The organism is Sphingopyxis sp. H115, assembly GCF_001468465.1.
GTDB lineage: Bacteria > Pseudomonadota > Alphaproteobacteria > Sphingomonadales > Sphingomonadaceae > Sphingopyxis.
In genome coordinates, this window is sequence record NZ_LNSA01000024.1 from 32531 (window position 1) to 52092 (window position 19562).

Sequence of the window (19562 nt, forward strand, 5' to 3'; positions counted from 1 at the left end):
GCCATGAATCGCCTTACCGAGTCCCTTTCCGCCTGCGCCCGCAAACTCGAAACCTTGCACGCGCGGCACGATGCCGACGCCGGCGTCCTTCTGGTTCAGGTCGATCAGATGGCGCGCATCAACAACAGCGCGGGCACTGCCACGGGCGATTCGGTGCTCGATGAAATCGGCCGTCGGCTTGAAAATTTCGCGAGCGACGAATTCGGGCCGGGATCGTGTGTCGATCGGCTCGACGGCCCGCGCTTCCTGATCGTACCATCGGCCCCGATGTCGCTCGGCGCGTTGCGGGCCCAGGAACGCGCGCTGCACGTCGCGCTCGCCGAACCGATCGTCGGCGATCCGAACGGGCGCCTCTCGATCCGTATCGCGGCCGCGCTTATCACCCGCGACGAATCGGTCGGCGAACAGCTACGCGCGGCGTGCGACCAGCTCGCGCGCCCGGCGTCCGCGCGCGACGGGGTGATGGTCCATGCCGCGCTGTCGCGGAACGAGGTCGTGATCCACTATCAGCCGCAATATGACGTCGCGACCGGCGAGATGATCGGGGTCGAGGCGTTGCTGCGCTGGCAGCATCCCGAACTGGGGCTGCTCGGCGCGGGGCCCCTGGTGACCGCGGCGCGCGCCGCGCGCCTCGAGTGCGAGCTCACCGAACATGCGCACCGCGTCGCGCTCGCCGAAATGGCGAGGTGGCCGCGGGCGCTCGCCAAGCTGCGCGTCTCGCTCAATATCACGGCCGCGGATCTCGGCGATCCCGAATTTGCCGGCCGCTTTGCTGCGATGGCCAAGGCCGCGAAAGTCGATCCCGACCGGCTCACCCTCGAACTCACCGAACAGGCGATGCTCAGCGATCCGGCGAGCGCCGCCGAACAGCTCGCGCAGATTCGGGCGCTGGGTGTCGCGATCGCGATCGACGACTTCGGCACGGGCTATTCCAGCCTGTCGCTACTGGCGCGGCTCCCGATCGACTATCTCAAGATCGACAGCGGTTTTACGCGTACGATCGACGGCAGCGACCGCGACCGTATCGTCGTGCGCGCGATCGTCGATCTTGCGCGTGCGCTCGGCCTGCTCGTCGTGGCCGAGGGGATCGAGAACGAACGCCAGCTTGGGCGCCTGTCCGAACTCGGCGTCGCGACCTGGCAGGGCTTTCTGAAATCGGGACCGGTGCCGTCGGAGCAGCTGCTCGGGTTGATGGAATAGCCGTCGCTGGCGCGCGGGTCATCCCGCCTGCTTCGCCAGCTTCCCCAACCCCTTCGATAGTTGCAGCGCGCCGTTGAGGCGCGCGCCGGTGCTCACCCAGTCGCCACTGATCGACAGCTTGTTGTCGGGACGGATGCGCGCGCGGCCCTTCAGCCGTTCGACATAGGCGATGAGGCCCGGGACGTTCGCGAACTGGTCGCCGTGGAAGCTGACGAGCGCGCCCTTGGTGCCGACGTCGAGCTTGGCGATGCCCGCTGCCTTCGCATTGGCCTTGATTTCCATCAGCTGGATCAGGTTCGCGGTCTCGGGCGGGAGCGGGCCGAAGCGGTCGATCATCTCGGCGGCGAAGGCATCGAGGGCGGGGCGATCCCCGGCCTCGTTGAGGCGGCGATAAAGCGCCATGCGCAGCGGCAGGTCGGGGACATAATCCTCGGGGATCAGGATCGGCGCGTCGACGGTGATGACCGGCGACAGCGCTTCGCGCGGCGGCGCGGCGCCCATGCCCTCGGCCTTGGCGACGAGGATCGCCTCCTCAAGCATCGACTGGTAGAGTTCGAAGCCGACCTCGCGAATATGCCCCGACTGCTCGTCGCCGACGAGATTGCCCGCACCGCGAATGTCGAGGTCGTGGCTCGCGAGCTGGAACCCCGCGCCCAGCGTATCGAGGTCGCCGAGCAGCTTGAGTCGCTTCTCGGCCGTGTCGGTGATCGCGCCGCCCTCCATCGTCGTGAGATAGGCGTAGGCGCGCGTCTTCGACCGGCCGACGCGCCCGCGGAGCTGGTAAAGCTGCGCGAGGCCGAAACGGTCGGCACGGTGGACGATCAGCGTATTGGCGCTCGGGATATCGAGCCCGCTTTCGACGATCGTGGTCGAGACGAGGACATCATATTTGCGGTCATAGAAAGCGCTCATCCGCTCCTCGACCTCGCCCGGTGCCATCTGGCCGTGCGCGACGACATATTTGATTTCGGGCACCCGCGTGCGCAGGAATTCCTCGATGTCGGGCAGGTCCTTGATCCGCGGGGTAACGAAGAAGCTCTGCCCGCCGCGATCATGCTCGCGCAGCAATGCCTCGCGGATCACCACCGGATCCCAGGGCGCGACGTAGGTGCGGACCGCCAGGCGATCGACCGGAGGCGTCTGGATGACGCTGAGTTCGCGGAGGCCCGACATCGCCATTTGCAGCGTGCGCGGGATCGGCGTCGCGGTCAGCGTCAGCACATGGACGTCGGCCTTGAGCTGCTTCAGCCGCTCCTTGTGCACGACGCCAAACCGCTGTTCCTCGTCGACGATGACGAGGCCGAGATTCTTGAATTCGACCGATTTCGCGATCACCGCGTGCGTGCCGACGACGATGTCGATCTGTCCGCTCGCCAGCCCATCGCGCGTCTTTTGCGCTTCGGCTGCGGGGACGAGGCGCGACAGGCGCCCGATTTCGATCGGGAAGCCTTTGAAGCGTTCGACGAAGTTCGTGTAATGCTGGCGCGCGAGCAAGGTGGTGGGGACGACCACGGCAACCTGCACCCCCGCCATCGCCGCGACGAACGCGGCGCGCAAAGCAACTTCGGTCTTGCCGAACCCGACGTCGCCGCAGACGAGCCGGTCCATCGGCCGCCCCGACGCCATGTCGGCAAGCACGTCGCTGATCGCGCGGTCCTGATCGTCGGTTTCCTGATAGGGGAAGCGGTCGGCGAAAGCGGGGTAGGCGGCGTCCTGCGCGAGCAACTCGCCCGAACGCAGCGCGCGCTGTGCCGCGGTCGCGAGCAGTTCGCCCGCGATCTCGCGGATGCGCTCCTTCATCCGCGCCTTGCGGCGCTGCCATGCCTCGCCGCCCAATTTGTCGAGCGCGACACCCTCGCTCTCGCCGCCGTAGCGCGAGAGCACATCGAGATTCTCGACGGGGACGTAAAGCTTGTCGCCGCCGGCGTAAGTCAGCGCGACGCAATCGTGCGGGCTGCTCCCGACCGGGATCTGCGTCAGCCCCTCGTATCGCCCGATGCCATGGTCGAGGTGGACGACGAGGTCGCCGACGCTCAGCGTCGCAAGCTCGGCGAGGAACGCGTCGGCGCTTTTGCGGCGTTTCTGGCGCCGGACAAGCCGCTCGCCGAGGATATCCTGTTCGGTGAGCAGGCTGATCGCGTCGCTCGCAAAGCCGTGGTCGAGCGGCAAGACGACCATCGCGGTCGCGCCGCCGCTTTCCGCCGAAGCGGTGCCGAGCGCATCCTGCCAGCTGTCGACGGGGGCGAGCGAGGTGACGCCATGATCGCGGAGCAGCCCCGACAATCGATCGCGCGCACCGCCCGAATAGCTGGCGATGATCGTGCGGCGGCCCTTGCGACGCTCGTCGCCGAGGTGGTCGGCGACTTTCGTATAGACATTTTCGTCAGCGGTGCGCTCGGGGGTAAAATCGCGCGCGGCGAAGGTTTCGAGGTCGACGACGGTCGCCGACGGGGGCACGTCGAAGGGGGTGACGATATGGATCGGGCGCTCTCTTGCTGCCCCGGCCCATTCCGTCTCGGTCAGGTAAAGCGTTTCGGGCGCGAGCGGGCGATAGCTGCCGGGCGACTCGCGCTCGGCGGCGACGCGGTTCGCATGATAGTCGGTGATCGCCGCAAAGCGCGTCTCGGCAGTCGCGTCGGTCCGATGTCCACGCAGCACGGGGGTCACAGGATCGATGTGATCGAACAAGGTCGCGAGCCGTTCTTCGAACAAGGGCAGCCAATGGTCCATGCCCGCCTGCCGCCGGCCGTCGCTGACCGCCTGATAGAGCGGATCGCCCGTCGCCTGCGCGCCGAACAGGTCGCGATAGCCGGAGCGGAAGCGCTTGATCGTCGCCTCGTCGAGCAAAGTTTCGGACGCGGGGAGCAGTTGCAGCGCCTTGGCAGGGCCAAGGCTACGCTGGTCGGCGGGATCGAAGCGGCGAATGCTCTCGATCTCGTCGCCGAAGAAATCGACGCGCAGGCCATTTTCCTCGCCCGCCGGGAACAGGTCGAGGATGCCGCCGCGCACCGCGAACTCGCCCTGGTCGGCGACGGTGTCGACGCGGCTGAAGCCGTTCGACACGAGCAATTCGGCGAGCGCGTCGCGGTCGATCCGCTGCCCCGGCGCCAGCGTCGTCGCGAGCTGGCGGATGCGGAATGGCGTCAGCGTGCGCTGCGTGATCGCGGCGACCGTAGTGAGGACCAACTCGCCGCGTTTCGGCGGCAATTGCAGCGCCGATAGAGTCGCGAGCCGGTCGGCGCTGACGCGCATCGAAGGCCCCGCGCGGTCATAGGGCAGGCAATCCCAAGCAGGAAAGCGGTGGACGATCAGGTCGGGCGCAAAGAAGGGCGCGGCGTCGGCGATCGCCTGCATCGCCGCATCGTCGGTCGCGACATAGACGAGCCTTTTGTCGCTCGCGCGCGCAAGGTCGGCGAGCAGCAGCGGCAGGAAGCCGTCGGCGGCGCGCGCCAGCGTCAGCGGCGCCGATGCCGATCCAATTGTTGCAAAAATGTCGGCGGCGGGCATCGTCATGGCAGTGGGATATAGTCCAGACGGCGCATCGCCGCGATGAGCGTTGGGTGGTCGAGATGAGCAGGCGGCTGGCCGGTGCCGAGTGCCCACGCCATGATGTCGACGTCGTCTTCCTCGACGACGATTTCGAACCAGGCGAGTTCCTCGTTGCCCCATTCGCTCGCGTAGCGATCGAAAAAGCCGCCGATCATATAATCGGCCTCGCGCGTGCCACGGTGCCAGGCACGAAATTTCAGGCGTTTCAGGCGGTCTTGCATCGGTTTCTCTCTAGTCCTTCTCCCTCAACGGGAGAAGGATACGAAGCCTTGCCGCGGCAGCGGTTAGGCGAAGTTGGAAGAGGGTGCGCGCTCGCATGGCGAGCGCATACCCCTCTCCAGCTGCGACTAAGCTCCGGGCAGACCCGGAGCAAGTCTCGCTTCCTCTCCCGCAAGGGGAGAGGAATGGTGCAAGTTGGAAAGGCTCGCGCTAGATAGCCGCAGTAGCCATGCGACCCGAGATACTCAATCCGCTCTTTGCCGCGCTCACCGACCTGAAAGGCGTCGGACCGCAGCTTGCCAAGCCGCTGACCCGGCTGGGGCTGGAGCGTGTCGTCGATGTGCTGTTCCACCTGCCGACGGGGCTGATCTCGCGTTTTCCGGTTGAGCGGCTCGATCAAGCGCAGGCCGGACAAACGATCATTGTTGAACTCACCGCGCAGGATTACCGCGCCGGCCGTAGCCCGCGTGCGCCGTTCGGTGTCGAAGCGTTTGACAGCGCCGGCGACCACGTCCGGCTCGTCTATTTCGGGCGGACCTCGGGGCTGGCGCGCAAGCTGTTTCCGCTCGGCGAAAAACGCCGCGTGTCGGGCCGGCTCGACCTTTATGGCGAGATGCGCCAGATCGTGCATCCCGACCAGGTCGTCGAACCGGGCGACGAGGCGGGGATCGCCGAACATGAGCCGGTCTATCCGCTGACCGAAGGGCTCACCAACGCGCGGCTGTCGCAACTCGCGCAAATCGCACTCGAACGGCGCCCCGAACTCGCCGAATGGGTCGACGCACCGTTGCTGGCGAACCGGAACTGGCCCGCATGGCGCGAAGCAATGGAGCGCGCGCATGCGAGTCCGCGCGACGAGGCCGCCCGCGATCGCCTCGCCTATGACGAAATCTTCGCGAGTCAGGTCGCGCTGATGCTGATCCGGCAGGGGCTTCGCACGCGAAAGGGCAGGGCGATCATTGGCGATGGGCGGCTGACCGACGCGCTCAAGCTGCCCTTCGGGCTGACCGGGGCGCAGGAACGCGTCGGGCGCGAGATCGCAGGCGACATGGCGCGGGACACGCCGATGCTGCGGATGCTGCAGGGCGATGTGGGGTCGGGCAAGACGCTCGTCGCGCTGCGGGCGATGCTGGCGGCGGTCGAGGCGGGGACGCAGGCGGCGCTGCTCGCGCCGACCGAAATTCTCGCGCGCCAGCATTTTGCGACCTTGCAGCGCATGCTTGCTAGCCTTCCCGTCAATATCGCGATCCTGACCGGGCGCGACAAGGGCAAGGCCCGCGAATCGACGCTGATGGGGCTCGCCGACGGCAGCATCGACATCCTCGTCGGCACCCACGCGATCTTCCAGCAGGCGGTGACGTACAAGAATCTCGCGCTCGTCGTCGTCGACGAACAGCATCGCTTCGGCGTCGCACAGCGGCTGATGCTCACGCAAAAGGCGGCGCGCCCGCCGCACCTGCTCGTTATGACCGCGACCCCGATCCCGCGCACGTTGCAACTCGCCAATCATGGCGAAATGGATGTGTCGCAGATCGACGAAATGCCGCCCGGGCGGACCCCGGTCGATACGCGCGTCATCTCGCTCGACCGGCTCGACGATGTGGTGGACTCGCTCGATCGCCACCTCGCCACCGGCGCGCAGGCCTATTGGGTCTGTCCACTTGTCGCCGAGAGCGAAGGGAGCGAACTGGCGGCGGCCGAGGATCGCGCGGCGTTGCTTCGCGAGCGGCTGGGTGAGGCGCGCGTCGGGCTTGTCCACGGCCGGATGAAGGGGCCCGAGAAGGACGAGGTCATGGCGCGCTTCCAGGCGGGCGAAATCGGCGTCCTGGTCGCAACGACGGTGATCGAGGTCGGGGTCGACGTGCCGGCGGCGAGCCTGATGATCGTCGAGCATGCCGAGAATTTCGGGCTCGCTCAGCTCCACCAGCTGCGTGGCCGTGTTGGGCGCGGCGCGGCCAAGTCGGTATGCCTGCTGCTCCGGTCGCAGAATCTGTCCGAAACCGCGCGCGAGCGGCTCGCGCTGATGCGCGACACCAACGATGGTTTCGTGATTGCCGAGAAGGATCTGGAGCTGCGCGGCGGTGGCGAACTGCTCGGGCTCAAACAATCGGGCGACGCCGACTACCGCCTCGCGACGCCCGAACAGCTGGTGCGGCTATTGCCCGTCGCGCACGACGACGCGCGGCTGTTCGTCGAGCGCGATGGCGGGATGGAAGGCGCGCGGGCCGAAGCGGTGCGCCTCTGCCTCTATCTGTTCGAACGCGACGCGGCGGTGCCGTTGCTCAGGAGCGGTTAGTTGACGTCGCCTCTGGCACCCATGGCGCGAATCATCGGCAGATAATCCTCGACCGAGATCGACTTGTCGAACTGGACACCCGTCTTGCCGCCGATCGACCAGACGACCTTTGCCGCGATGCGGCCGACGATCGGCATGCGAAACACGACGAGGTCGCCGATCTCCAGCCCGCGTTCAAAGCGCATCAACATACCGTCGGCGCTGATGTTGACGCAGGTGCACATTTCCTGCCGTCCGTCGGGCATGACGAAGGGCAGGCGGCAATAGACGTCGCTACGCGGAGCGATCCGCTGGTCGAGGCCGACATAATGGGCCTTGCTGGTGTCGATCTTGCGCATATTCGTGGACCTTGTTGATTTGGGCATGACGATCCATCCGATTGCTGAAGAAGTGGTAAACGCTTTTTTGCGGCCTACCGAACAACAAGGCCATGTTTTTTTGATCCAAGGCTCAGCGGAACGGCATTCTCGCCGGGCTGGATCCGGTGTTGCGGGTCACGGACGACGGTTCCGTCGACCTTCACCGCGCCCTCTTCGAGCTTGCGGCGCGCCTCCTTGTTCGAACCGGCAAAGCCGAGCTCGCGCAGGGCATCGACGACGCTGATCCCTTCGGCGGGCGCGACGGCTTGCGGAAGGTCGCCGCCAATCTGCCCCTTTTCAAAGGTTTGCGCCGCGGTCTCCGCCGCGATCTTCGCAGCCTCGGCACCGCGGCACATCGCGGTCGCCTCGTTCGCAAGGATTTTCTTCGCCTCGTTGATCTCGGCGCCCCCGAGCGCTTCCAATCGCGCGATCTCGGCGAGCGGCAGGTCGGTGAAGAGCTTCAGGAACTTGCCGACATCGCGGTCGTCGCAGTTGCGCCAATATTGCCAATAGTCAAAATGGGACAGTTGTTCGGGGTTGAGCCACACCGCGCCAGCGGCGGTTTTGCCCATTTTTGCTCCCGCGGCGGTGGTGAGCAGCGGAGTCGTGAGGCCATAAAGATCGGCGCCGTCCATGCGGCGACCGAGTTCCATGCCGTTGACGATATTGCCCCACTGGTCCGACCCGCCCATTTGCAGCCGGACGCCCATCGCCTTCGACAGGTGACGGAAATCATAGCCCTGCAGGATCATGTAATTGAATTCCAGGAAGGTCATCGGCTGTTCGCGCTCGAGCCGCAGCTTGACCGAATCGAAGGTCATCATGCGATTGATCGTGAAGTGCGTGCCGACTTCCTGCAGCAGCTCGATATAGCCGAGCTTGCCGAGCCAGTCCTGATTGTCGACCATCACCGCGTCGGTCGGACCATCGCCGAAGATGAGAAACTGCTGGAAGATGCTGAAGATCGACGCGATGTTCGCGGCGATCGTCTCGTCCGACAGCATCTTGCGGCTCTCGTCGCGGCCCGTGGGGTCACCGATCCGCGTCGTCCCGCCGCCCATCAGCACGACGGGCTTGTGCCCCGTCTGTTGCAGGCGGCGCAACATCATGATCTGGACAAGGCTCCCGACGTGCAGCGACGGCGCGGTTGCGTCGAAACCGATATATCCGGGGACGACCTGTCCGACCGCGAGCGCATCGAGCCCTTCCGCGTCGGTCGTCTGATGGATATAGCCTCGCTCGTCGAGAAGGCGCAGCAGGTCGGATTTGTAACTGGTCATAGCGGGCGGGCGCATAACATGGGGTTTGATATTTGGATAGCATGCGCAAGGAACTGATCTGCCACCCCGATACGCCGGGCAAGGCGGTGCGGTCGGTCGCGGTCGAGGTCAGCCTGTCGTTCGAGGAGGGGTTCGCGCTTCGCTATATTGTCGATGGCGCGATCGCCGATCTCGTGCTCCCCCTTGGCGAAGGCGAACTCGTCATCGCCGACGGCGCCACCGACGGATTGTGGGAAAACACCTGTTTCGAGGCGTTCCTGACCGAGGAAGGCCAGCCCGACTATACCGAGTTCAACTACGGCCCCGACGGGCGCTGGGCTTGTTACCAGTTCGACGATTATCGCTCGCTGTTGCGCACCGACGAGCTCGCGCCGTGGGAAATGACCGCCGAGCGCGATGAGCAGGCCTATGCGCTGCGGGTCGAACCCGGCATCTTCCCCGATGTCGGTGCAAAGCTCGCGCTCTCGGCGGTGATAGAGGAACTCGACGGCACCAAAAGCTATTGGGCGCTCGCCCACCCGCCGGGCAAGCCCGACTTCCACCATCCCGATTGCTTTGCGGTCACGCTTGAGGCACGCGGGCGGGCATGACGACGCTTTTCGGTATCGATCGCCTGCTCGCCGACCCGGCGCTCCGCAAACCGCTCGAAGGCAAGCGCGTCGCGCTGCTCGCGCATCCCGCCTCGGTAACAGCGGACCTGATGCACAGCCTCGACGCGCTCGTCGCAGCGGGGATCGACATCACTGCGGTGTTCGGGCCGCAGCATGGCGTGCGCGGCGACCTTCAGGACAATATGATGGAGTCGCCCGACTTCACCGATCCGACCTATGGCATGCCGGTGTTCAGCCTCTATGGCGAGGTGCGGCGACCGAGCGGCCAGTCGATGCACACTTTTGACGTGATGCTCGTCGATCTGCAGGACCTTGGCTGCCGCATCTATACGTACGTTACGACCCTGCTCTACATCCTCGAAGCCGCGGCGCAGCATGGGAAGGCGGTGTGGGTGCTTGATCGCCCGAACCCTGCGGGCCGCCCCGTCGAAGGCACACGACTTTTACTTGGCTGGGAAAGCTTCGTCGGCGCGGGCCCGATGGTAATGCGACATGGCCTCACGATGGGTGAGATGGGGCATTGGTTTATCCGCCACTTCGGGCTCGACGTCGACTATCGAGTCATCCCGATGGACGGGTGGCAGCCCGAGGGGCCCGGCTTCGGCTGGCCTATGGAGCGCGTCTGGATCAACCCGAGCCCCAATGCCGCGAACCTGAACATGGCGCGCGCTTATGCAGGCACCGTGATGGTCGAGGGCGCGACGCTCAGCGAGGGCCGCGGCACGACGCGCCCGCTCGAACTCTTCGGCGCCCCCGACATCGACGCCAAGGCCGTGATCGCCGAAATGCGCCGGCTCGCGCCCGAATGGCTGGCGGGATGCAAGCTGCGCGACATCTGGTTCGAACCCACCTTCCACAAGCATATGAAGCGGCTCAACAGTGGAATCCATATCCATGCCGAGGGGGCGTGGTACGACCATGCGGCTTTCCGCCCGTGGCGCGTACAGGCGCTGGGGTTCAAGGCGATCCGTTCGCTCTACCCCGACTATCCGATCTGGCGCGGCAAGGATTTCAAATATGAATATACCGACGATGTGCTCGCGATCGACGTGATCAACGGCGGGCCGGGCCTGCGTGAGTGGGTCGATGACGCGGGCGCGGCGCCGGGCGACCTCGACGCGCTGGCGCTGCCCGACGAAGCGGGGTGGCGTGCTGAGGTCGCCGACCTGCTTATTTATTGACGAAGGGGACGATGATGCACCGACGGCAATTTCTCGGCGCCGCGGCAATCGGCGGGTTGGCAGCGACTTTGCCCGTGATGGTGCTGGCCGCCGATACCGCCGGTCTGCCCAATCTCGCGGCGAAGGCCGTGCCGATCGGGGGCGAAGAACGTCTGGCGCGAATCGCGAAGGCGAAGGAGTTGATGGCGGCGAACGATATCGGCGCTCTCCTGATCGAACCCGGGTCGAGCCTGATCTATTTCACCGGAGTGCGCTGGTCGCGCAGCGAGCGGCTGACCGCTGCGGTGCTGACGCGCGAGGGTGAGCTGGCGGTCGTCACGCCTTTCTTTGAGGAACCTTCGGTACGCGAAAGCCTGGGGGTCGAAGCCGAGGTGCTGACATGGAACGAGGACGACAATCCGCTCGCCGCAGTCGCCGCCTGGCTGGGCAAGCGCGGGCTGACCAAGGGCCGCATCGGCGTCGAGGAAACGGTGCGCTATTTCGCGGTCGACGGGCTCGAGAAAGCGATGCCGAACGCAACGGTCGTCAACGGCGCGCCGGTGGTACGCGGCTGCCGGATGCACAAATCGCCCGCCGAAATCGCGCTGATGCAGATCGCGAGCGACATCACGCTCGCCGCCTATCGTCACACCGCCCCGCGCGTCGAGGCGGGGATGACCCCTGCCGACATCGGCGCAATTATGGCCGCGGCGACGACCGCGCTCGGCGGGCGCAGCGAGTTCGAGCTGATCCTGCTCGGCGAAGCGAGCGCCTATCCGCACGGCAGCGGCAAGCCGCAGGCGGTGAAGAACGGCGAGGTCGTGCTGATGGACTGCGGCGCCACCGTTCACGGCTATCAATCCGATATCTCGCGGACCTTCGTTTATGGCAAAGCCACCCCGCGCCAGCGACAGGTGTGGGACCAGATGCGCAAGGGGCAGGACGTCGCCTTCGCGGCGGCGAAGCTTGGGACGCCCGCGGGCAAGGTCGACGATGCGGTGCGCGCTTATTACGAAAGCCTAGGCTGGGGGCCGGGCTACAAGCTGCCCGGCACCTCGCACCGTACCGGTCATGGCATCGGGCTCGACGGGCATGAGCCGGTCAATCTGGTGCGCGGCGAAACGACAAAACTGGCACCCGGCATGTGTTTCTCGAATGAACCCGGCATCTATATACCCGGCGAGTTCGGGATCCGGCTGGAGGATTGTTTCTATATGACCGAAAGCGGGCCGAAATATTTCAGCGAGCCGCCGCCGTCCATCGACAAGCCGTTCGGGTAAGTTCCCCTCCCTTCTTCAGGGAGGGGAGAGTAAGGCGACCGCGCTATGTGTGACCCGGCCCCCTCGGTCGCTGCACCAAACTCACCAGCACGAACGAGATGATCATCAGCAGATACCAGCTGCCGAGCTTCTCCAGCCCCACCATATGCCACCCGTCGTCCTGGCTGGGATAGGTCCACGCGCGCGCAAACGTCCCGATATTCTCGGCAAACCAGATGAACAGCGCGACCAGCCCCCAGCCGACGAGCAAGGGCATGCGGCGGTGGACGTGGAGCGGGCGGAACCACACCTGACAGCGCCAGAACAGCAACGCGGTCGCCGCGAACAGGAACCAGCGGACGTCGTACAACCAATGGTGCGCGAAGAAATTGACATAGATCGCGGCGGCGAGCGCATAGCTGGTCCACACCGGCGGGTAGCCCGTGTAGCGGAAATCGAAGATGCGCCAGACGCGCGCGATATAGCTGCCGACCGCGGCATACATGAAGCCCGAGAAGAGCGGGACCGCGCCGATGTGGAACAGGCTCGCCTCGGGATATTGCCACGACCCCGCGGCGGTCTTGAACAGCTCCATCACCGTGCCGACGATGTGGAAGATCAGGATGACCAGCGCTTCTCTGGGCGACTCGAGCCGGAAGGCGAGCATGCCAAGCTGGATCAGCACTGCGCCGATGGTGATCGCGTCATAGCGGTGCAGCGGCGCGTCGTCGGGCCAGAACAGATGTGTGCCGAGCAGCAGCGCGAGCATCAGCCCGCCGAACAGGCACGCCCACCCCTGCTTGAACCCGAACACCAGAAATTCGAGGAACCAGCCGCGCGGCCCCGGTTCGACCGCCATCGCCTCCAGCCGCATCCGAACGGTGTGGAAACGCGACTGACCGCGCGGTGCGTCAGACATAGACGGCGACCCACGCGATCAGCAGCGCGGCGGGTAGCAGCAGCGCCTGCGCGAGCACCGTACCCGCGAGGCGGCTCAACGAGATGAAGGTGATTGCCCGGCGGAAGTCGGCCTCGTCGACCTTGCCCTCGACCGCATCGTCGGTCATCACCGACAATTGCGGGTCGATGAAAGCGAACAGCAGGATCGTCGCAAAGCCGTTGATCAGCGCCGACAGCTGCGACGCGGTGACGCGAAATTCGGGCGCCAGATAGCCGGCATAAAGCGACGCGACGACGCCGACGGCGAGCAAGGATTGCGCAAGGCAGTTGGCGATCAGCACGCCCCAACCGATGCCCTTCGGCATCGTCCAGCTTTTGAGGTGCGACAGGCTTGGGAGCGTCAGCGACCGGCCCAAGGTCCTGAGGCCGCTGGGGCTGGCAGCCTTGATCGCGAGTTTCGTCGTCGACCGGTTGTCCTGATACCAGCCGATGGCGGCGGCGAACATGCGCTGCCCGGTGGGCACGAGCAATATGCCGATCAGCGTAGTGACGCTCGCCGCGGCGAGCACCAGTTGCATGTCGAGGAACAGATGCCCGCCGCTGCCGTCGTGGATGCGCGTCTCAATGCGCTTGGCGAGGAACGGCCCCAGAAAGCTGTTCGAGGTGCGCGAAAAGAGCACGAGGATGTTGAACAGCGCGAAGGACATCGCGATGCGCCGCGTGCGGACGCCGGCGATGCGCGCGGCATAGGCGAGCGCGCCGATCAGGTTGATGAAACCGGTCAGCAACAGGATGGTGACGAGGGGGAGATCGATCATCGTCGGGGACTAGCCCGAGGGCCGAGCGAATTCGAGAGATTTCACTCGGTGGCGGTGAATTCGGTCGGCACAAATTCGCCCGTGGCCCAATCGCGGAGAAACGCGCTGCCAGCTGGCGCATCGATCAGATGAAGCCAGCTGTCGTCGCGGTTCAGCACCTTGCCGAGGGCGATGTAGCTGAAGCTCGGATTGTCATACTCGGCGTCGGTCAGGCCGCGCGTGTCGCACCGAAAGCGCCAGCCGCTGTCGGGGTAGGAATCGTCTTCGGCTGGCGGGTCGGGCTCTTGGCGATAAAGATATTCAACCTTGAGCCGGCCATCGAGAATCTGGTCGTCGACGAAGCAGCGCTCCCAGTACCAGCGCCGTTCGGGTACGGTTGGCGAGGGAACCGCGCGATCGTCCGCCCAATCGATATCGATGATGTGCCCGCGCTTGAACTGCACGATGTCGCCAGGTTTCAATTGCGGCATGTCAGCCGGTTCATTGTCGAGCGTGCCGGTCAGCTCGTCGCCATCGACCCCGGTCACGATGACCCACATTCGCTCGGCGCCCCATTCGGCACTCGGCGGAATCGATTCGAAGATGATCTTGACGCGATCGCCCGGCGCAACCGAAAGCAACTCGTTTTCGGACGGAAGGTAGAAGGTATAGGGCGCGTCGGCGGCTATCGGGCGCGGATCTTCGATCCGGTATTTTCCGAACCAGCCGCGCAACCTGTCCCTGAAACCGGCCAAGGGAGGCTCAATGCTTGCGGGTCAGTTCGCGCATCGCGTCGTCGAGCCCGGCGAGCGTCAGCGGATACATGCGGTCGTTCATCAGCTGTTTGATCAGCTTCACCGATTGGGTGTAGCCCCAATGCGCCTCGGGCACCGGGTTCAGCCACACCGCGGCGGGATAGACGTGGGTGATGCGCTGGAGCCAGACCGCGCCCGATTCCTCGTTAAAATGTTCGACGCTGCCGCCCGGATGGGTGATTTCATAGGCCGACATTGATGCGTCGCCGACGAAGATCACCTTGTAATCATGGCCATATTTGTGAAGGATGTCCCACATCTGGTGGCGTTCCGACCAGCGGCGCTTATTGTCCTTCCACACGCCCTCGTACGGACAATTGTGGAAATAGAAGAATTCGAGATTCTTGAATTCGGTGGTCGCCGCGCTGAAGAGCTCCTCGCACAGCTTGATGAACGGGTCCATCGATCCGCCGACGTCGAGGAAGAGCAGCAGCTTGACCGCGTTGCGCCGTTCGGGGCGCATCTGGATGTCGAGCCAGCCCTGCCTTGCCGTCCCGTCGATCGTGCCCGGAATGTCGAGCTCGTCGGCCGCACCCTCGCGCGCGAATTTGCGCAGGCGGCGCAGCGCGATCTTGATGTTGCGCGTGCCGAGTTCCTTGGTGTTGTCGAGGTTCTGGAACTCGCGCTTTTCCCAGACCTTCAGCGCGCGCTTGTGCTTGCTCTCGCCGCCGATGCGCACGCCTTCGGGATTATAGCCCGAGTTGCCGAAGGGCGAGGTGCCGCCGGTGCCGATCCACTTGCTGCCGCCCTCGTGGCGCTTCTGCTGTTCCTCGAGCCGCTCTTTCAGCGTCTCCATGATCTTGTCCCAGTCGCCGAGCGATTCGATCGCCGCCATCTCCTCGGGCGTCAGGAATTTCTCCGCGACGGCTTTCAGCCAGTCGGCGGGGACGTCGACCGGGTTCTGGCCGTAATCCGAAATAATACCCTTGAAGACCTTGTTGAACACCTGGTCGAAGCGGTCGAGCAGGCCTTCGTCCTTCACATAGATCGCGCGCGACAGATAATAGAATTGCTCGGGACTGCGATCGATCACCTCGCGGTCGAGCGCCTCGAGCAGCATCAGATGCTCTTTCAGGCTGGCGGGAATACCCGCGGCGCGAAGCTCGTCGAGAAAGCCGAAAAACATGGGCGAGGCGTATCGCGTCGCGGTGTCGGGCGCAACTGCTTTACGTAAACGGAAAGCTGTCCGGCATTTGCCAAGCGGTCGAAGCAAGAGGTTTCCGGCACGATTTCGATCATGTTCGATACAGACTCCGTCCTATGGCGCCGGACGAAAACGACCAAGCTGACAACCAAAGGGGCCGATGGGCGATCGGAGGAAGACGCGTCCACCGAAATAGTCGAACGTCGACCTATCGATTGACGCCCCGTTAACCATTGCCCGTCATATCTCCTCGATTATGCAGGGACGTGGGCAAGCCAATGAAATATGATCCGATCAATCCGGGCGCGCAGATCCTCGACCAGTCGGTTGCCAGCGACTGCGGGGAGCTGGCCGTCGGGTGCAGCGACGCCGCGGGGCGGATCAAGCGTGCGACCGAGCAGATGGAGCGGCAGATCGGCGAGCTTGGCCGGCTCGAGGAATATGTCGTCAGCCTCGAGGCCGACCAGCGCCAGATCGCCGATTCGACCGACGAGGCGAAATTGCTTTCGGCGCGCGCGTGCGAACAGCTCGATGCGGGCGCCGAGCGCGTCAACCTGGCGGTCACCGAATTCCGCTCGGTCATCGATCTCATCGCGCGGCTCGGCACGCACGTCACCAATTTCGCTGCCGTGATGGAGCAGGTGCAGCAGGTCAGCCAATCGATCGAGTCGATTGCGAAGACCACCAACATGCTCGCCCTCAATGCCGCGATCGAGGCCGAGCGCGCGGGTGATGCGGGGCGCACCTTCGCCGTTGTCGCGGCCGAGGTGAAGAAGCTCGCCCAGAATACGCGCGGCGCCACCGACGAAATCCGCCGCAGCATCGGCAGCCTTGCGGCCGAAGCGAGCGGGCTCGTCGCAGAGATCCAGACCGGCGTCGAACAGTCGAGCCGCGCCGAGGCGCAGTTCGAAACGATCACCGACGCACTGCACGACGCGACGCACCTTGTCGCCCTGCTCGACGACCAGAGCGACCGCATCGCGCAGTCGAGCGCGATGGTCCATGCGAATGGCGCGAAGGTGCGCGAGGCGCTCGACAGCGTTGTCGCCTCCGTACGCGACAACAGCGCGACCCTTGACGGCACGCGCGATTCGATCCTGTCGATGGAGCATGTGTCGAACCGCATGTTCAACGCGGTCATCTCGGCGGGAGTCAGCCCGCAGGATTCGGCGATCGTCGAACTCGCTGCGAAGGTGCGCGACGAATTCGTCGGGTTGGCCGAAGCAGCCCTCGCGCGCGGTGAACTGACGATGGAGCAGCTTTTCGACACCGATTATGTTCGCGTGCCGAATTCGAATCCCGAACGCTTCCGCACCAGCCTTTGCGACTGGGCCGATGCCAATTGGCGTCCGCTGTTCGACCGCATCGTCGCGAGCCATCCCGAAATCAAGATGTCGTCGGCGGGCGACATGAACGGATTCCTGCCGACACATATCACCGAATGCTCGCGCGCGCCGACCGGCGACATCGAGCATGATACCGCGCACTGCCGCAACGGCCGCATCCTCTATGACGAGACCGACGCCGCGGCGAAGCGCAGCAGCGCGCCGTTCTTCATGACGGTCTATCGCCAGGAGGGCGACGGCATCAATTACCTGACCGTGCGGAACGTCTATATGCCCGCAGTGATCGGCGGCCGCCGCTGGGGCGACGTCGAGGTGGCGTACCAGCTTTAATCAGCACTCACACGTTCGTATCGAGCGAAGTCGAGATACGTCTGGCGCCGCGGTTGCGTGTCTCGACTTCGCTCAACACGCGCGGACTCTGGGTTTGGTCGAGCTGTCTCAGCTACCCTGACGGCGCGCCATAAACGCAAGCTTTTCGAAGAGCATTACATCCTGCTCATTCTTGAGCAGCGCGCCGTGGAGCGGCGGGATCGCCTTTCCGACGTCGCGGTTCTGGAGGACTTCGAGCGGCATGTCCTCGTTGAGCAGCAACTTCAGCCAGTCGATCAGCTCGCTCGTCGAGGGCTTCTTCTTGAGCCCCGGCACTTCGCGAACCTCGTAGAAGATATCCATCGCGCGGCTGACCAGCGTTTTCTGGATGCCGGGAAAGTGAACCTCGACGATTTCGGCCATCGTGTCGCGGTCGGGGAATTTGATATAGTGGAAGAAACAGCGGCGCAGGAAGGCGTCGGGCAGTTCCTTTTCATTGTTCGACGTGATGACGACGATCGGGCGTTCCTTGGCGACGATCGTCTCGTCGGTCTCATAGACGTGGAACGCCATGCGATCGAGTTCCTGCAGCAGGTCGTTCGGGAATTCGATGTCGGCCTTGTCGATCTCGTCGATCAGCAGCACGGGGAGTTTGGGCGAGGTGAACGCCTCCCACAATTTGCCCTTGCGGATATAGTTGCGAATATCGTGGACGCGTTCCTCGCCGAGTTGGCCGTCGCGCAGGCGCGCCACGGCATCATATTCATAGAGGCCCTGCTGCGCCTTGGTCGTCGATTTGATGTTCCAGGTGATCAGTGGCGCGTCGAACGCCTTCGCAATCTCCTCGGCCAGCACGGTCTTGCCGGTACCGGGTTCGCCCTTCACGAGCAGCGGGCGGCGCAACAAGGTCGCCGCGTTGACCGCGACCTTCAGGTCGTCGGTGGCGATGTAGGCGCTGGTACCTTCGAAACGCATGCGTCGCAGCCTTTCCCTTAACGTGAACGTCAAGCGGGCATAGCGGCGGCGGGGAAGCGGTGCAAGCGGACTCGGGCGCGCGGGAACCGCACGCCGAGCGGATCAGGGGTGGACGCGGCTCGCGGCGCGGACCGACATCAGGTCCCACAGGCCGCTGTGCTGGGTAATCAGTTGCTGCGCGCCGAACACCATCGCGCGCTCAACGGCGGGGTTGCCGTCGGCCACCGTGCCCGCAAGCCGGGCAGTGTCGCGCAGGTCGGGCAAGGTGCACGTCGGCGGCGCGATGTCGAGCCGCTGCGCGCTGATATCGAGTAGGACGCGAATCGTGCGCCAGTCGAGGGTTAGTGCGATTGCGGCGCCGACCGCGCAGCCATGGCGATCCGATTCGGCGAGCATGTCGATCGCCTTGCGCTGCGCGGCGACCGCGGCCTCGCATTGGGCCTGGCCCTGCGTGCTCGGGACCGGACCGACCGCCGAGGCGATTTTCGACAGAAAGGCGCGTTCGACGACGAAGGCGTCAGCCGCTTCGTTCATCCATTGCCGCGAGGCGGGGTCCACCGCCTTGCGCGCGGCATTGTCGATCACGCCCGGATGGCGGCCGTGGAGGAGGCAGAGGAAATGCACCGCGTCGGCGAGGTTTCGCATCGCTTCGGCGCCGGTCGACAGCGCGCCGGAGCGGACGTGCGGATGCGCGCCGGTGCCGTCGCCGGCGACCAGCGAATCGAGCATTTCGGCGACGCCGCGCGTCGGCAGCTGGGGCTGTGTCGATGGGCTCAACGCTCGATCCTCGCTGGGGCAGGGGCACCCGCGCCCAAGCCGATGGAATGTCAGCGATCGATCATAGGGCAACGTCGTAAACGTCGCGTTTATAAGCGACGGATCGATTTGATTTTTGCCTGTTCCAGTCAGGGACAATTGCACTGGAAGCAAGGAGGCCGGCAAGCACCGGGGAGAGCTTGCCGGCCCCATCTATGGCGCCGGGGCGCCATCGGAGCGGAGGGGCCAGACGGGGAGAGGGTGCCCGGCCGGTACCGCTCAAGCTGCGAGCGCGAGTTCCTCGGCCTTTTCGGCCTTCGGCGCTTCGGCTTCGACCGCGTTTAGCGCGGGCTGGGCTGGTGCCGCGCTCTTCGCGGGGAAGATCAGCCGCGACGCGAGCACGACGAGGCCAAGTGCGAAATAGGCCATGAAGGTCTGCACCGGGAAGAAGAAGAGCGGCGCGATGAAGGCGAGGCGGAGCCACAGGGGGTTGAAGCCAAAATCCTGGCCAACGGCCTCGCAGATTCCGAAAAAGGTGTCACGGCGGCGGAAGAGGTTGGTGGTTTCGTTTTCCATCTTTTCGTCTT

17 protein-coding genes are annotated in these 19562 nt (G+C 64.9%); 6 read left to right on the forward strand and 11 right to left on the reverse strand.

Annotation, left to right across the window (positions count from 1 at the left end):
- Window positions 1–3 precede the first annotated feature (3 nt).
- Window positions 4–1200 carry a GGDEF domain-containing phosphodiesterase gene (locus ATE71_RS15795; protein WP_058804275.1) on the forward strand — a complete coding sequence of 399 codons (1197 nt, stop codon included), beginning with the start codon at window positions 4–6 and terminating at the stop codon, window positions 1198–1200.
- Window positions 1201–1218: 18 nt separating this feature from the next.
- Here the strand turns inward: ATE71_RS15795 and mfd are convergent, their stop codons facing one another.
- Both mfd and ATE71_RS15805 read right to left on the reverse strand, forming a co-directional pair.
- Entirely contained in the window at window positions 1219–4713 is a 3495-nt protein-coding gene (mfd, locus tag ATE71_RS15800; protein WP_058804276.1) for a transcription-repair coupling factor, read from the reverse strand.
- A complete protein-coding gene (locus ATE71_RS15805; protein WP_058804277.1) occupies window positions 4710–4970 on the reverse strand; it encodes a succinate dehydrogenase assembly factor 2 in 261 nt (86 codons plus the stop codon). Before ATE71_RS15805 ends, mfd begins: the two co-directional genes overlap by 4 nt.
- A gap of 227 nt (window positions 4971–5197) precedes the next feature.
- Between ATE71_RS15805 and recG the strand changes: the two genes are divergently transcribed.
- The gene (recG, locus tag ATE71_RS15810; protein WP_058804278.1) at window positions 5198–7264 is read left to right on the forward strand and encodes an ATP-dependent DNA helicase RecG; all 2067 of its coding nucleotides are present in this window, start codon (window positions 5198–5200) and stop codon (window positions 7262–7264) included.
- Here the strand turns inward: recG and ATE71_RS15815 are convergent.
- Entirely contained in the window at window positions 7261–7602 is a 342-nt protein-coding gene (locus ATE71_RS15815) for a PilZ domain-containing protein (RefSeq protein WP_039576180.1), read from the reverse strand. The genes recG and ATE71_RS15815 overlap by 4 nt on opposite strands.
- A 74-nt stretch (window positions 7603–7676) precedes the next feature.
- On the reverse strand, window positions 7677–8903 hold the full coding sequence (tyrS, locus tag ATE71_RS15820) for a tyrosine--tRNA ligase (RefSeq protein WP_058804279.1): 1227 nt from the start codon (window positions 8901–8903) through the stop codon (window positions 7677–7679).
- Between the two features lie 41 nt (window positions 8904–8944).
- Here tyrS and ATE71_RS15825 point away from each other — a divergent pair, with 41 nt between their 5' ends.
- The 3 genes from ATE71_RS15825 to ATE71_RS15835 are packed head-to-tail and all read left to right on the forward strand — an operon-like array spanning window position 8945 to window position 11954.
- Window positions 8945–9493: a DOMON-like domain-containing protein gene (locus ATE71_RS15825; protein ID WP_058804280.1), complete on the forward strand. Its 549-nt coding sequence runs from the start codon at window positions 8945–8947 to the stop codon at window positions 9491–9493.
- Window positions 9490–10695: an exo-beta-N-acetylmuramidase NamZ domain-containing protein gene (locus tag ATE71_RS15830; RefSeq protein ID WP_058804281.1), complete on the forward strand. Its 1206-nt coding sequence runs from the start codon at window positions 9490–9492 to the stop codon at window positions 10693–10695. The genes ATE71_RS15825 and ATE71_RS15830 overlap by 4 nt, the downstream gene beginning before the upstream one ends.
- A 14-nt stretch (window positions 10696–10709) precedes the next feature.
- The gene (locus ATE71_RS15835; RefSeq protein WP_058804302.1) at window positions 10710–11954 is read left to right on the forward strand and encodes a M24 family metallopeptidase; all 1245 of its coding nucleotides are present in this window, start codon (window positions 10710–10712) and stop codon (window positions 11952–11954) included.
- A gap of 43 nt (window positions 11955–11997) precedes the next feature.
- On the opposite strand, the gene ATE71_RS15840 is transcribed toward ATE71_RS15835, so the two are convergent.
- From ATE71_RS15840 to ATE71_RS15855, 4 genes are read right to left on the reverse strand one after another with little or no spacing between them, the layout of a single operon-like run.
- The gene (locus ATE71_RS15840; protein WP_058804282.1) at window positions 11998–12852 is read right to left on the reverse strand and encodes a DUF817 domain-containing protein; all 855 of its coding nucleotides are present in this window, start codon (window positions 12850–12852) and stop codon (window positions 11998–12000) included.
- Window positions 12845–13651 carry a lipid II flippase Amj family protein gene (locus ATE71_RS15845; RefSeq protein WP_082665256.1) on the reverse strand — a complete coding sequence of 269 codons (807 nt, stop codon included), beginning with the start codon at window positions 13649–13651 and terminating at the stop codon, window positions 12845–12847. The genes ATE71_RS15840 and ATE71_RS15845 overlap by 8 nt, the downstream gene beginning before the upstream one ends.
- A 41-nt stretch (window positions 13652–13692) precedes the next feature.
- Window positions 13693–14385, reverse strand: coding sequence for an immunity protein Imm33 domain-containing protein (locus ATE71_RS15850; protein ID WP_058804283.1), 693 nt, complete (start codon window positions 14383–14385; stop codon window positions 13693–13695).
- Window positions 14386–14392: 7 nt separating this feature from the next.
- Complete coding sequence (locus tag ATE71_RS15855) at window positions 14393–15571, reverse strand: vWA domain-containing protein (RefSeq protein WP_058804284.1); 1179 nt, start codon at window positions 15569–15571, stop codon at window positions 14393–14395.
- 296 nt (window positions 15572–15867) lie between these two features.
- On the opposite strand from ATE71_RS15855, the gene ATE71_RS15860 reads away from it, so the two are divergent.
- Window positions 15868–17265 carry a methyl-accepting chemotaxis protein gene (locus tag ATE71_RS15860; RefSeq protein WP_058804285.1) on the forward strand — a complete coding sequence of 466 codons (1398 nt, stop codon included), beginning with the start codon at window positions 15868–15870 and terminating at the stop codon, window positions 17263–17265.
- A gap of 108 nt (window positions 17266–17373) precedes the next feature.
- Here ATE71_RS15860 and ATE71_RS15865 read toward each other — a convergent pair whose 3' ends face one another.
- The 3 genes from ATE71_RS15865 to ATE71_RS15875 form a co-directional block, all read right to left on the reverse strand.
- On the reverse strand, window positions 17374–18219 hold the full coding sequence (locus tag ATE71_RS15865; protein ID WP_054730929.1) for an AAA family ATPase: 846 nt from the start codon (window positions 18217–18219) through the stop codon (window positions 17374–17376).
- Between the two features lie 102 nt (window positions 18220–18321).
- Window positions 18322–18996, reverse strand: a complete 675-nt coding sequence (locus ATE71_RS15870) for a DUF6975 family protein (RefSeq protein WP_235588043.1) — start codon at window positions 18994–18996, stop codon at window positions 18322–18324.
- A gap of 258 nt (window positions 18997–19254) precedes the next feature.
- Window positions 19255–19551 carry a PspC domain-containing protein gene (locus ATE71_RS15875; protein WP_058804286.1) on the reverse strand — a complete coding sequence of 99 codons (297 nt, stop codon included), beginning with the start codon at window positions 19549–19551 and terminating at the stop codon, window positions 19255–19257.
- Window positions 19552–19562 lie beyond the last annotated feature (11 nt).